At 60.3% G+C, this 13,212-nt stretch carries 11 protein-coding genes and 1 pseudogene; 7 read left to right on the top strand and 5 right to left on the bottom strand.

Going from position 1 to position 13,212, the window contains the following annotated elements; all coding sequences use genetic code 11:
• The first annotated feature begins 113 nt into the window (after positions 1–113).
• The 6 genes from AB5I78_RS09735 (at position 114) to AB5I78_RS09710 (ending at position 7,763) form a co-directional block, all read left to right on the top strand.
• Positions 114–521: a biopolymer transporter ExbD gene (locus AB5I78_RS09735; protein WP_145166068.1), complete on the top strand. Its 408-nt coding sequence runs from the start codon at positions 114–116 to the stop codon at positions 519–521.
• A 2-nt stretch (positions 522–523) separates the two neighbouring features.
• Positions 524–1,258: an energy transducer TonB gene (locus tag AB5I78_RS09730; protein WP_119735549.1), complete on the top strand. Its 735-nt coding sequence runs from the start codon at positions 524–526 to the stop codon at positions 1,256–1,258.
• A gap of 24 nt (positions 1,259–1,282) precedes the next feature.
• Entirely contained in the window at positions 1,283–3,568 is a 2,286-nt protein-coding gene (locus tag AB5I78_RS09725; RefSeq protein WP_369303411.1) for a TonB-dependent receptor, read from the top strand.
• A 17-nt stretch (positions 3,569–3,585) separates the two neighbouring features.
• Positions 3,586–4,233 carry a MotA/TolQ/ExbB proton channel family protein gene (locus tag AB5I78_RS09720; protein WP_145166071.1) on the top strand — a complete coding sequence of 216 codons (648 nt, stop codon included), beginning with the start codon at positions 3,586–3,588 and terminating at the stop codon, positions 4,231–4,233.
• 54 nt (positions 4,234–4,287) lie between these two features.
• Positions 4,288–5,505, top strand: coding sequence for a phospholipase D-like domain-containing protein (locus AB5I78_RS09715; protein WP_369303412.1), 1,218 nt, complete (start codon positions 4,288–4,290; stop codon positions 5,503–5,505).
• A 518-nt stretch (positions 5,506–6,023) separates the two neighbouring features.
• The gene (locus AB5I78_RS09710) at positions 6,024–7,763 is read left to right on the top strand and encodes a dipeptidase (RefSeq protein ID WP_369303413.1); all 1,740 of its coding nucleotides are present in this window, start codon (positions 6,024–6,026) and stop codon (positions 7,761–7,763) included.
• Positions 7,764–7,835: 72 nt separating this feature from the next.
• On the opposite strand, the gene AB5I78_RS09705 is transcribed toward AB5I78_RS09710, so the two are convergent.
• Positions 7,836–8,174 carry a hypothetical protein gene (locus AB5I78_RS09705; RefSeq protein ID WP_369303414.1) on the bottom strand — a complete coding sequence of 113 codons (339 nt, stop codon included), beginning with the start codon at positions 8,172–8,174 and terminating at the stop codon, positions 7,836–7,838.
• Positions 8,171–9,832, bottom strand: coding sequence for a M24 family metallopeptidase (locus tag AB5I78_RS09700; RefSeq protein ID WP_369303415.1), 1,662 nt, complete (start codon positions 9,830–9,832; stop codon positions 8,171–8,173). Before AB5I78_RS09700 ends, AB5I78_RS09705 begins: the two co-directional genes overlap by 4 nt.
• Positions 9,833–9,910: 78 nt before the next feature.
• On the opposite strand from AB5I78_RS09700, the pseudogene AB5I78_RS09695 reads away from it, so the two are divergent.
• Positions 9,911–11,391 (top strand): annotated as a pseudogene (locus tag AB5I78_RS09695) (PLP-dependent aminotransferase family protein).
• A 23-nt stretch (positions 11,392–11,414) separates the two neighbouring features.
• Here the strand turns inward: AB5I78_RS09695 and AB5I78_RS09690 are convergent.
• The 3 genes from AB5I78_RS09690 to AB5I78_RS09680 are packed head-to-tail and all read right to left on the bottom strand — an operon-like array spanning position 11,415 to position 13,079.
• Entirely contained in the window at positions 11,415–11,660 is a 246-nt protein-coding gene (locus AB5I78_RS09690; RefSeq protein WP_145166078.1) for a hypothetical protein, read from the bottom strand.
• A complete protein-coding gene (locus tag AB5I78_RS09685; protein ID WP_370004420.1) occupies positions 11,644–11,937 on the bottom strand; it encodes a hypothetical protein in 294 nt (97 codons plus the stop codon). The genes AB5I78_RS09690 and AB5I78_RS09685 overlap by 17 nt, the downstream gene beginning before the upstream one ends.
• 38 nt (positions 11,938–11,975) lie before the next feature.
• A complete protein-coding gene (locus tag AB5I78_RS09680; protein WP_369303418.1) occupies positions 11,976–13,079 on the bottom strand; it encodes a polyamine ABC transporter substrate-binding protein in 1,104 nt (367 codons plus the stop codon).
• Positions 13,080–13,212 lie beyond the last annotated feature (133 nt).

The following is a 13,212-nucleotide window of genomic DNA, read 5'->3' as shown; positions in this document are numbered from 1 at the left end:
GCAAAACGCCTGAAAGACTCGTCCTAGAGCCTTCAAAACGTCAATTAAAGTTAACCATTCGGTCATTTTTGGTTGTTAGCGTGTCGCCCCTAATTCAATGACGGGGCAACAGAATGAGAACCTGGGATGAACCCAAGAAACGCAAGGCGCACATCGAGCTGATCCCGATGATCGACGTGATGATGTTCCTCCTGGTGTTTTTCGTACTGGTGAGTTTGAACGTGATTCCGGCACTCGGCATGAAGACTCAACTGCCCAGCGCCAGCAGCTCGCAGCAACTCAAGCCGCAGAACAAATTCATCCTCACCCTGGGCCTGCAAGGCCAGCTGCAACTCGACGGCAAGGACCTCACGGTCGACGCCCTGGTCCCTGCGCTGAAAGCCGCTGAAAAGCCCGATACCAAGTCGACCATCATCGTCAACAGCGACAAAGGCGTGGAAGTTGCGCGCCTGGTGGAAGTCATGGACACCCTGCGCCTGGGTGGCTTTACCTCCGTGTCCATCGCCACGCGTAAGTCCTGATCATGTATGCCCTGTTTCGTGCGCGTCGGCTGCTGGGCAGTGTCCCGGCCCTGATCGCCCTGGTGCTGATTGCACTGGGTATCCAGTCCCAACCCCTGAAAATCCAGCCGCAGTATGACGAGTCGGCGGTTGAACTTGCCCTGGTCGAGCCCGAGCCCGAAGTGGTCCCCGAGCCCGTGGTGGAGCAGGAGCCACCGCCGCCGGTGATTGAGGATGAAGAGGCCGAACCGGCCCCGCCGCCACCACCGCCCAAACCCTTGCCAAAACCTGAACCCAAACCCAAGCCGGTGCCCAAACCCAAGCCGGTGGTCGCCGCCAAACCGACACCGACGCCAGCGCCAGTGGCGCCGGTCGCTGCCAAGCCGGTACAGGCCGCCGTTGCGCCGACACCTGCGCCACCTGCCCCGCCGGCGCCGCCCAAAGTAGATGGCCAGGCACTGGAAGGCGGCTACCTCAAAGGCCTGCGCAACGAGCTGGACACGTATAAGCAATACCCCACCGGGCGCCAGGCGTCTCTCGAACGCCCCAGTGGCGAGGTGGTGGTCTGGTTGATGGTGGACCGACAAGGCCGCGTGCTCGATGCCGGAATCCAGACCCCGGCGCCGAGCATGCTGCTCAACCGAGCCGCTACCAATAGCCTGCGTCGCATCAAGCAGGTCAAGCCGTTCCCCGAACAAGCCTTCGGTGGACGTAACGAGCAACGCTTCACCGCCACCTTCAACTACAGCGTGCAATAAGCACCCGACACCAGGACGACAGTGATGAGGTTCACCCGTATTCATCTGGCACTCGTTGCCGCGACTAGCATGAGCCACGCAGTGGTCATGGCCGATACCAATGACAGTGACGTCGGCACGATTGGAATACAGGGGGGCAAGGCAACCGCGGGGGGCGGTTACATGGTCCAGGAAGAGAGCGCCAAGGGCCGCTCGACCATCACCAAGGAAGCGCTGGACAAGCAAACCGCCACCGGCAACGCCATCGACAAGCTCAAGTACACGCCGGGCCTGAACATTTCCAGTGAGGACAACACCGGTCTGTCGGGCTTTCGCTTCACCATGCGCGGCATGAACTCCGACCAGGTCGGCATGTCGGTCGATGGCATGCCGATCAACGACTCCGGCAACTACGCGCTGTATTCCAACCTGCTGGGCGATCCGGAAAACATCGACCAGATCTTCGTCACCCAAGGCTCGTCGGAAGCCGACGGCCCGCATATCGGTTCCAGCGGTGGCAACATCGGCATTGTGACCATCCGCCCGACCAAGGAAACCGGGGCCTTCGTCAAACAAGTGGTGGGCAGCAATGCCACGCGCAAGACCTTTGCGCGCCTCAACACCGGTGAGGTCAACGGCCTGAGCAACTGGCTGTCGGCCTCGCACACCGAAGGCCAGATGTGGCGTGGCTCGGGCGCCGTGCGGGCGGACAAGGTGGAGTGGAACAGTTTCTTCGACGCCGGCAACGGCAACACCGCCAACCTGATCCTCAAGTACCACGAGCAGGACAACAACAGTTACAGCCAGCTGACCAAGGCGCAGTTCCAGCAGTTCGGCCGCAAATATGACCCGTACCCGGCCAAGCCGGCGCTGGGCGCCAACGGCAAGATCAGCAGCTACTACGACCTGGCGCAGAACCCGTTCCAGACCTTTACCGCCGTGCTCAACACCCAGTACAAGCTGAGCGACAACCTGGCGCTGTCGGTGATCCCGTATTACTACTACGGCAACGGCAGCGGCGTGGGCTCCTCCGCTTATGCGCTCAACAGCGGCTCGAACAAGGGCGGCGTTTTCGACCTCGGCAACCTGCCAACGCAGGCCCAGTACAACGCCGACGGTTCGTCCACCACGGGCGTCTACTACCGCCCTTCGCGCACACAGACCTGGCGCCCTGGCATCACCACCAAACTCAACTGGGACCTGGGTGATCACAGCCTGCAATTCGGCTACTGGTACGAACGCGCGCGCCAAAGCCAGACCCAGCCGTTCATTGCCCTCAAAAACAGCGGCAAGCCGAGCGACACCTGGCCGGATGGCGACTCGGTGGTCGATGCCAACGGCAATACCGTACAGGGCCGCGACCGCTACACCGTGACGCCGGCGCAAAAAGTCTGGGCCCAGGACACCTGGTACATCAATTCGGACTGGACCCTGATCGCCGGCCTTGCCTACATGAATGTCGAGCGCGAAGGCACCAACCACGGCAGCCTCACCGAGCAACCGGGCAAAGCTGACCAGACCTACAACAAATTGCTGCCCAATGCCGGCCTGAAATACCAGCTCGACGAGCGTGATCAGCTGTTCTACAGCCTGTCGCGCAACATGCGGATTCCGCAGAACTACGTGCTGTACGACAAAGGCGTCGGCTCGCTGGACTCCAAGCCGGAACTGAGCTGGAACCAGGAACTGGGCTGGCGCTACACCGGCGAAGACATGACCCTCGCCGCCACCTTGTTCTACATGCAGTTCAAGAACCGCCAGCTCACGTCCCTGGACAGCAACGGGGATTCGGCCGACATCAACGCCGGCACCGTGATCAACAAAGGCCTGGAACTGGAGTGGAGCGGCAAGCTGGCGCACAACTTCAATTACTACACCTCCTACACCTACACCAGCTCCAAGCAGCAGGACGACCTGACTGTCTTCAGCGCCGGCAGACCCATCGTGCTGCCCACCAGCGGCAAGCAGTTCGCCAACGTGCCGACCAACATGCTGGCGGCCAACATCGGCTATGACGACGGGCGCTTCTACGGCACCTTCGGCGGCAAGTTCACCAGCAAACTTTATGGCGACCTGACCAACGACGAAGCCATCTCTGCGCGCACCATTTTCAACCTCGGCGCCGGTATCTACCTGCCCGTGGACAAGAAAGTCGTCAAGGACGCGACCCTGCGCCTGAACGTCGACAACCTGTTCGACAAGAAGTACCTGGACGGCGTGTACACCACCAAAACCAACGCGGCGAACTACAGCGGTTTCCGCGATGGCGACCCGGCCTACATCGTTGGCCTGGACCGTACAGTCACTGTTTCCCTGGAAGCGAATTTCTAACTGCGAGGCTATAGATCATGGACATGAACCTGCTTCACGACATCACCTTTTATGTGATGTACGCCGCCATGGCGATTGCGATTTTCATCACCATCGAACGCGGCATTTACTTCGCCTACGTGCGCCGCCAGGCGCGGGCCTTGACCGAGGTGCTGGGCGCCAATGTGCACAGCGAGCGCGACTTGCCGCAAAGCCTGACCCGTCGCGACAGCCTGCCACTGAACATGGTGCTGCCGGTGCTGGCGCAAAAGGCTTCTCAGGGTTCGCGCAAGGACCTGGACGACGAGATCGAAACCCAGTACCTGAAGACCCGCGCGCCGCTGTCGCGCAGCCTGTGGATCATCGAGACCATCACCACCGCCGCGCCGCTGCTCGGCCTGTTGGGCACCATCCTGGGCATCATCGACACCTTCAAGGCGCTGGCCAGTGCCGGCGTGTCCGACCCAGGCCAGATCTCCGGTGGCATCGGGACGGCGTTGTTCGCCACCGGCTTGGGCATCGCCATCGCGCTGTTCTGCGTGGTGTTCCACAACTTCTTCCAGGACAGCCTGGAGCGCATCAACGACCAGCTGAAAATCCTGCTGATCCGCGCCGCCACCGGTGCCCGCGTACACAATGAAGTGCCGCACCTGGTGCCCACGCCACTGCACAGCCGCACGGCGTGACCATTGGGCGGGCGCGCAATGCGCCCGCCATTCTTTTTGTCCGGTGAGACGTGTATGTCCCTATCGATAAAGTTGCGTATCGCAGGCCTCGCTGGCTTGCTCCTCAGTCCGCTGGCCCAGGCGGACTTTTCAATTCCAGGCTTTGAACTGGTGCATACCGTGCCGGTGGATACCACGCTGGGCACGGCCGATTTGCGCCAGCCGGGGCCGGTGTGGATCGCGTTGTTTGATGGCGCAAAAAACAGCATTGATATCGGTCAGTTCTACGCCGCCGACCATCCCGGCTCGGTGATGGACAAGGTGATTGAGCACCTGGAAGCCGCTGGTAAACGTGGTGTGAAGATTCGCTTTTTGCTTGAGGAAAAAGGCCTTCGGCTGTCGGAGGCTTCTACCCTGGAACGCCTGCGCGCGATTCCTAACCTGACCTTTCGCGTGCTCTCGTACGGGCAACTGAGCGGCGGGATTATCCACGCCAAGTACATGGTGGTGGACGGCAAGCAGGCGTTTATCGGCAGCCAGAATTTCGACTGGCGTTCGCTGGAACATATCCACGAGACCGGCTTGCGCATCAGTGATGCCACCGTGGTCAACCAAGTGCAGGCGATCTTCAATCAGGACTGGCAGGCCCAGGCCGCGCTTGCAGATAAGCAAGCCGTGCCGCTGCCGGCTGCGGGCGAGGAGCCGGCACGCACCGGCAACTATCTGGTGGCCAGCCCGCAACGCTACAACCCGCCCGGCGTAGGCGATTCACAGCTGGAACTGCCGCGCCTGTTGAGCGAGGCCAAGAAAGAAGTGCGCGTGCAACTGCTCGACTACGCGCCGCTGTCCTACGGGCCGGACCGAACCCGCCCCTACTACGCGGTGATCGACAACGCCGTGCGCGCCGCCGCCGCGCGTGGGGTGTCAATCAAGCTGATGGTGTCCAACTGGAACACCGACTCGCTGGAACTGCCCTACCTCAAAAGCCTGGCCGTGCTGCCCAACGTAGAGGTCAAAATCGTCACCCTGCCGCAGGCCAAGCAAGGGTTTATCCCTTACGCGCGAGTGATCCACAGCAAGACCATGGAAATTGACGGGCAAGTAGCATGGATCGGCACCAGCAACTGGCTGGGCGGGTACCTGGATAACTCGCGCAACCTGGAAGTGGTGATGCATGACGCATCGATGGCCAAGCGGGTGGGCGAGCTGCATGCGCAATTGTGGGATGGCCCGTATGCCAAGGCACTGGATGTCGCGGCGCAGTACCCGGACCCGCATCCTGGCAAGCCGTGAGCTGAACTCGGTTCTCCCTACGCAAAAAAACAATGTGGGAGCGGGCTTGCCCGCGATAGCGGCGTGTCAGTCAACATAGACGCTGGCTGACACACCGCCTTCGCGGGCAAGCCCGCTCCCACATTTGAATTTTTGTGGCTCAAATTGGAAGTGGTGATGCATGCGCAATTGTGGGATGGGCCGTATGCCAAGGCACTGGCTGTAGCGGCGCAGTACTCGGAGCCGCATCCTGGCAAGCCGTGAGCTGAACTCGGTTTTTCCTACGCAAAAAAACAATGTGGGAGCGGGCTTGCCCGCGATAGCGGCGTGTCAGTCAACATAGACGCTGGCTGACACACAGCCTTCGCGGACAAGCCCGCTCCCACGTTTGATGCCTGGTGGCTCAACTACCGAGGTAGGACATTTCCCTCATCCGGGTCTCCCCTACCACTCCTTGGTGATGGTAGTGTGTGAAATTGTTTCTGACATTTCGATCAGAAATTTCCCCACTCCTCTTTTGCAAAGGAATGCCTCTAGTCATGCACTTCCCACTGAAAAAACTGGTGGCTGCCACCCTGTTCGCGGCCAGCTTCTCGGCCATTTCCACACCCGCATTCGCCAACATCAGCGCTGAACAAAGCGCGACCATTATCAAACATTTCAGCGAAACCCCAGCCACCGATTTCCGTGGTTTCCTCGGCACTCTGGCCAAGAGCGACCTGGCGAAAACCGATGACGTCGGCCCGGCCATCGACGCCTTCCTGGCCAACAAAACCCTGACCGCCGACCAGCAGAACGAAATCAACCGCCTGCTGGGTATTTACACCCGCGTTAAATACGGCAAAGCCGCGCTCGAAACCCTGCGCGAGCTGGTCGAAATTCCGACCTTCAACGTCGACGGCCTGCCGCAGTACAAGAACCCGGAGTTCCTCAAGATCGCCGACAAGATCCAGAGCCTGGCCAAAGCCTTCAACCTGAACTTCCGCAACATCGACAACCGCGTGTACGAAATTTCGCTGGAAGGCAGCGGCGATGAAGTCGTCGGCATTCACGCCCACGCCGACGTGGTGCCGGTGACCCCGGAAAACTGGGTGCTCAAGGACGGTACCAAGCTCGACCCGTTCAAGGTCACGCTGATTGGCGATCGCATGTATGGCCGCGGCACCGAGGATGACAAAAACGGCATCGTGGTCGCCCTGTATGCCATGAAGGTGATCAAGGAAGAGAAGCTGCCGCTGGCGCGCAACTTCAAGCTGTTGGTGGACACCACTGAAGAAACCATGGGCGACGCGATCCCCTATTACTTCGAACACAACCCGGTGCCGCAATACAACCTGGCGCTGGATGGCGGCTACCCGGTCGTGATTGCCGAGAAAGGCTACGGCACCGTCATGGCGAGCTTCCCGGTGCGCAAAGGCACTGGCAAAGGCGCGGAAATTATCTCGATGACCGGCGGCATGGCCACCAACCAGATTCCGTCGGCCTCGGTCGCCACCCTGCTCAGCGACAAGCCTGCTGAACTGGCCGCCAGCCTGCAAAAAGCCGGTGCTGACTACGTCAAGCAAAATGGCGGCAATTTCGACGTAACGGCCAAGGTGGTCGGCAAAGAGGTCAAGTTGACGCTCACCGGTGTGTCGGCTCACTCCTCCGAGCCGGAAGCGGGCGTCAACCCGGTCGCACGCATGCTGGAGCTGATCCACAGCATTGACGGCAAGATCGCGCTGAAGCACAACCACATCACCGACGCTGCACACTATGCGGCTGACAACTGGGGCCTGGATTACCTGGGCGGTAAGTTGGGTGTGGGCTTCTCCGACGCGTTCATGGGGCCATTGACCACCTCGCTGACGTTTGTCGGCCAGGATGACAAAGCCTTCAAGCTGGCGGTGAACCTGCGCATCCCCAAAGGCAAATCGCCGGAGGTGCTCAAGACAGAAATCGAAGAGAAAATCAGCGCCTGGGACAAGCACACCAACGTGGCGATGAACGTCACCTACTCGGTGGCCGAGCCGATGTACCGCAACCCTGAAGGTGAGTGGGTCAAAGCCCTGTTGGCGGTGGCCAGCGAAAACCTCGGCATGGAGCACAAGTTCGGCACGTCGGCCGGCGCTACCTCTGTACACGAACTGCCCAATGGCGTGCAATTCGGCCTGGCGAAGCCGGACGTGAAGTACACCGGGCACACCGACGGTGAGTTCAAGACCGTCGAGCAGTTCTTGCTGGACCTGCAGATCGTCACGGAAATGATGGGCCGTGTAGGGCAACTGCCGAAGCTCTGATACGCGAAGGTAAACACCACAACGCCGATCAAGATTGATCGGCGTTGTGGTTAAACAGGTCGGGCTTGCGGCCTAAAACATATCCATCGCATTGCACAGCTTGGCCTTCTCCACCGGCACGTTCTCCGGTTTGCCCGTCGGGTTCAGGCGCTGCAACGCAATCAGGCACTGGCCACCGTCCAGCAGGATCAGCTCGTAATCCTCCCCGCCCTTGGGGGTGAAGTGAAAGCTTTGCCTGCAGCTATAGGCATTGCCGCCAGACACATAGCCCTCACTCTGGAAGTTCATGGCAAAAGGCTTGTTCGCCGGCACCTTCAGTTCGCTACGCACCGAGCCTTGCGCCTCCACCCGGCGGTTGCTCTCGGGCATGCCCAGGCTGCGGCCATGGCGGGCTGCGCTGTAGCCCTTCAAGCCTCAAGCATCAGGATATCTTCAAAGAACCCACCGACCGGCTCGGTGGGGTGGCAGAGCTGGATCTCCAGCACCCACACCATTTCACTCGGCGTGATCTCAAGCGCGGCCAATTCCTGGTTGCCGAACAAGGCGTGGGGGAAATCCGCAATACGGTGGCCGGCCAGGTTGCGCGACAACCGCCAGCCCTTGGAAACGGCCCGTTCCTCGGCAAAGTCATAGAGCTCACAGCCGGTCATGCCGCGCATCCAGGCCTCGCGGGTTTCATCGAACACTTCATGCAAGACCTTGAAGCAATCGCGGTGCAGCGCTGACTCGCCGAAGACGAAGGTGTCGCCATAGTCGCCCTCGTAGCCGTCCCACACCGGGCCGAGGTCGACCACCACGATATCGGTGGCACGCAGCGTGCGCAGTGGGTCAATGCCTTCCCTGGGCGGGCGAACCGTGTCGTCGCCAAAACGAATGTACGTCGGGTGCCAGGTGTGGGAGGCGCCCATGGCCTGCAATTGCTCGGCGGCCATGTCGAGGGCCTCCCCGGTGGTCATGCCGACTTTGAGCTGGCTGGCAATCGCTGCCAGGGCGCGGATGGTTTTTTCACGCGCGGCGAGCATGCCGTCCAGCGAGTACCGAGGGCCGACTTTTTCCCAGGTTTCATCCAGTCCATTGAGCAGCGTGTCGGCGCTCGACTGGCCAGTGGGTACAAACGCTTCGGCGACAAAACGATGGCTCGGCAAACCCGCGTCCAGGCAATCGGCACGCGCCTGGCTGATCATGCCGCCGTTACCGCAGGCATACACCTGAGCCGACTCCCAACGGTGCCCATGGCTGAGCGCCACTTCCTGCACCCTGCCCTGCGCCGCCAATACCGGGTGCCAGTGAAAACGCGGGTGGTCGATGACCGCCTGATCCAGAAATACGCGGTCGTAAAAGTCTGCCGCCTGCGCGCCGCCCCAGTAAAACGTCACCTCCACATCCTGCTTCAACGCGCTCAGCAGGATTGGTTTGATACCCGCGTAGCCGGTGCCTGTGGCGAACAGCACCACAGGCGCATCGTCATCGTCCTGCCAGGTGCAGGCGCCAAAAGGCCCCTCCAGTGCCAACAGATCGCCAGCCTCAAGGCTGTCCAGGAGGGTCTCGGAAAAAAGCCCGCCGCGCACCCGACGAATCTGAAACACCAGGCGCCCATCGCCGTCGGCCGGCAGGTTGGCGATCGAGAAACAGCGCGAGTCGCCATCGACCAGGCGGAACTTGAGGTACTGGCCCGGCCGCACGGCCAACGGCCTGTCCGGCATCACCACCAACTCAATAATGTCGGGGCTCAGGGCACGCTTGCTCAGCACCGTCGCCTCGACCACCAGCGCAGGTGTGTCCAGCGACCAACCGGGAATCTCCAGGCGCATGTCGGCGCAGGCGTGGCTTTGGCACAAGAGCATTTCATTCGCTGCCAGCGGGTAGCACGGCGCGGGTGCGCCCGGCGCCAGCTGCTTGGCGCGGTAGTGGCCTTGCGTGACCACCACCTTGCACGAACCACAGGCGCCGCGCCGGCACGAGAACGGCACAGACAGGCCGCTGGCGAGCATCGCGTCCAGCAACAGCTCATCTCCGGCTTCAAAAGTTTTCCCCGAGGGGGCGAGTTCGATGACATGGCGTGTGTTCATAAGCACCTCGGGGGTCAGTGAGGCTTGATTGTTGCGCTAGACTAGGCCCATTAAAACCTCCAGTTTTGGATACTTCACATGGTCCAGATGCGTAAATGGCGCCCGCTGCTCAAGCTCGACGAGCGCACGCCCCAGGCGTCCTATCGCAAGATTGCCGAAGGCCTGGTGCAGGCCATCCTCGAAGGACGGCTGCCGCCCGGCACGCTGCTGCCGGGCACACGGGAAATGGCGCAGATACTCGACGTCAACCGCAAGACGGTGATCCTGGCTTACGAGGAAGCATCGACCAAAGGCTGGCTGATCAGCGAGCCGCGCCGGGGCACGTTCGTCAATGCGCAATTGGCGCCAACGCCCGCGTCCAGCCGCGCGCAGCACTCCTTTGCGCCACCACTGCTGGCGCAGCCAGTGGTGCCGTATTTCGAGCAGAATGCCCAAGTCATCGCGCTGCAGCATCGGCATGACGCACTGTTTTTCGATAACGGTGCCTGCGACCACCGCTTGCTGCCCCAGGCCGTTTTACACCGCTATTACCGCAATGCCCTGCGCAGCAGTTTTGCGTCCAACTCGGTGCGCTACGGCAGCGAAGGCACCGGCTATGAATTGCGTTGCGCGCTGGCAGAGATGCTGCGCAACAATCGCGGGTTGACAGTCAGCGCCGAGAATATCTGCCTCACGCCCGGCACACAGGTGTCGCTGTACCTGACGGCCAGCCTGCTGATCAAACCCGGTGATGTGGTGTTGGTGGAACGCCTGAGTTACCCGCCGGCATGGGAAATTTTCCGCAAGCTCGGCGCGCATTTGATCACCGTCGATATGGACGATGAAGGCTGTCGCACGGACCACATCGAGCAGTTATGTCACGCACATGATGTAAGGATGATTTACCTCACGCCGCACCACCAGTTTCCCACCACGGTGAGCCTGCATGCGGCCCGTCGGCAACACCTGCTGGCGTTGGCGGCGCAGCACAATTTCTGCGTGATCGAAGAAGACTACGACCACGAATATCACTTCAACGGGCGGCCCTATTTGCCGCTGGCCAGTGATGGCGCGCAACGCCATGTGATCTACATCGGCTCGCTATCCAAGGCGTTGGGGTCGACGTTTCGTTGCAGTTATGTGGTGGCTCCGGCCAGCGTGATTGAGGTGCTGCAGAACAGCGCAGCACTGGTGGTAGGCGACACCGACGCGGTTGCACAAAAAATGCTCGCGGACCTGATCAATCAGGGGGAATTGAAGAAGCACCTGCGCCGTGTTTCGAAAGAATACGTGGCGCGTCGAGAGGTGCTGCACAGCTGTTTGCACAGCGCATTCGGCGATCGAATCCAGGTGCGCGAGCCAGAAGGCGGCCTGGCCCTCTGGGTTCGCTTCCAGGATGAAACCGACGTCGATCAGTTGCTCGCCGCAGCCCGGGCCAGGGCGTGGTGGTGCGCAGTGCGCGTCAGTTTTCACCGCTGAATGTGCCGGAAAATGCCCTGCGCCTGGGGTTCGCCTCGCTTGATCGGGATGAGATCCGGGAAGCCACACTGCGGTTGGCAAAGGTGATGAGCAGGCGTTGATCACATGCACGCATCAACACCACCTAGAGCGCGCCATGGCCGCTGTTTTGAAGCCGGGCAAGGTCGGGAAACTCGAGCAACAGCGCCCGATTGCCGCGACCGATATGCTCCATCACCGCCAGCGTGATGAACTCGCGCACCATCCCGCTCGAGACGTAATACATCGCCCAGGCTTGCTCGGGCGTGCAATGGCCGATCTGTTCTTCGATGTCCTTGTAAGCCTGGTATTCGTCCGGCTTCAAAACGTATGGGTCAGCCGCTTGGCGCATGATTTTTCTCCTCCCTGAAAACGCTGCGACAGCCCCTTGGTCTGCCGACGGATAACGCTGGGACGTTATGACCCCGTGCATACGCCGGCGCTGATCGACTTTCGTCGAGCGACTCCCCATCATGTTTATGGAGCAATGCCTCGATGCGGTTCAGCAGTTGTTCTTGATTACCCAGTGACGTAAGGCCGTGGGTGCTTTGCGCCTCATAGGCCTCAACCATCTTTATCAGCGTCACTAATTGATAAGTGTCGGCTTTGGTTTTTTTGCAAATAGCCATGTAAGCCCTCCGCCAATAAAGATGAAGACCCAGCGGGGTTACGTACCGCTCTTGACCTTGGTCCACACGCGCGTGCGGATTCGTTCCAACTTCAACGGTAGTGGTTCAAGCGGAACAAGGGTGGCAACCGTATGCTTGTCAGGATAAATCCACGGGTTGTCGCGCAGCTTCTGCTCGACGAACTCAGTGGCGTCCTTGTTAGCGTTCGGGTAAAGCGTGTGGTTCGAGCTCTTGGCAATCACTTGCGGTTCAAGCATGTAATTGATGAACGCCAGACCTTCCTTGGCATGGGGCGCATCTTTGAGCAGCACAAAGTTTTCCGACCACACCAACCCACCCTCTCGCGGCAGGCTGTAGGCAATTTCGCGCCCGGTGTTGTTTTTCTCATTGATGGCCTGCGCCGTCAGCGCCCCGCTCGCCCAGCTCACGACCACACAAATATTGCCATCGGCAAAGTCGGCGTCGGTTCTGGATGAGTCGAAGTAGAGGATATAGGGACGGATTTTCAACAGCAGCGCCTGGGCTTTCTGGTAATCCTCAGGGTTCTGGCTGTTGCTCGGCAGGCCGAGGTAATTCAACGCGATCGAAATGACCTCGCTGGGCGAGTCGAGCATCGCCACGCCGCAGGACTTGAGCTTGCTGATGTTTTCTTCTTTAAAGATCAGGTCCCAGCTGTCCACCGGGGCGTTGTCACCCAGCGCGGCTTTGACTTTATCAACGTCATAGCCAATCCCGGTGGTGCCCCACAGGTAAGGCACGGCGTAGCGGTTGCCCGGATCATTCACCGAAAGCAGCGCCAACATCTCTGGGTCGATATGGGAGAAGTTGCTCAGTTGATTGCGGTCCAGCGGTGCAAGCACGCCTGCCTTGATCAGGCCGGGCAGGACATTGGAGGTGGCGACAACCACGTCATAGCCCGTGCGCCCGGCCATGACTTTGCTCTGCATGATCTCGGCGCTGTCGAAGGCATCCACGTGCATGCGCGCGCCGGTTTTTTGCTCGAATTCCTTGGGCGTCTCTGGCGCGATCAACCCGAACCAGTTGTACAGATTCACCTGAGGTTGCGCCGCCGCTGCGGGCGCGCTGATACCCGCACAGACAAGCGAGGCCAAAAAAATGGCTCGCAAATGTGATTGACTCATATAACTATCCTTGTCAAAAACGACAGGCCTTCATGGCCTGCATCCGCTGGGAGGTGAATATACCCGGCGTCGTCGAATAGTAAATACCTACAAGTACTTAGCTCGCGCCTATGAACGCCTAACCCTAAAGGGG

The organism is Pseudomonas sp. N2-3-1-14, from assembly GCF_041228395.1.
Taxonomy (GTDB): domain Bacteria; phylum Pseudomonadota; class Gammaproteobacteria; order Pseudomonadales; family Pseudomonadaceae; genus Aquipseudomonas.
This window is presented reverse-complemented; position numbering and strand designations above follow the sequence as displayed.

Coding starts and splice junctions, on each gene's coding strand:
- AB5I78_RS09735 (WP_145166068.1), top strand. CDS start 114: ATGAGAACCTGGGATGAACCCAAGAAACGCAAGGCGCACATCGAGCTG.
- AB5I78_RS09720 (WP_145166071.1), top strand. CDS start 3,586: ATGGACATGAACCTGCTTCACGACATCACCTTTTATGTGATGTACGCC.
- AB5I78_RS09685 (WP_370004420.1), bottom strand. CDS start 11,937: ATGGCTATTTGCAAAAAAACCAAAGCCGACACTTATCAATTAGTGACG.
- AB5I78_RS09680 (WP_369303418.1), bottom strand. CDS start 13,079: ATGAGTCAATCACATTTGCGAGCCATTTTTTTGGCCTCGCTTGTCTGT.
- AB5I78_RS09700 (WP_369303415.1), bottom strand. CDS start 9,832: ATGAACACACGCCATGTCATCGAACTCGCCCCCTCGGGGAAAACTTTT.
- AB5I78_RS09710 (WP_369303413.1), top strand. CDS start 6,024: ATGCACTTCCCACTGAAAAAACTGGTGGCTGCCACCCTGTTCGCGGCC.
- AB5I78_RS09715 (WP_369303412.1), top strand. CDS start 4,288: ATGTCCCTATCGATAAAGTTGCGTATCGCAGGCCTCGCTGGCTTGCTC.
- AB5I78_RS09690 (WP_145166078.1), bottom strand. CDS start 11,660: ATGCGCCAAGCGGCTGACCCATACGTTTTGAAGCCGGACGAATACCAG.
- AB5I78_RS09725 (WP_369303411.1), top strand. CDS start 1,283: ATGAGGTTCACCCGTATTCATCTGGCACTCGTTGCCGCGACTAGCATG.
- AB5I78_RS09730 (WP_119735549.1), top strand. CDS start 524: ATGTATGCCCTGTTTCGTGCGCGTCGGCTGCTGGGCAGTGTCCCGGCC.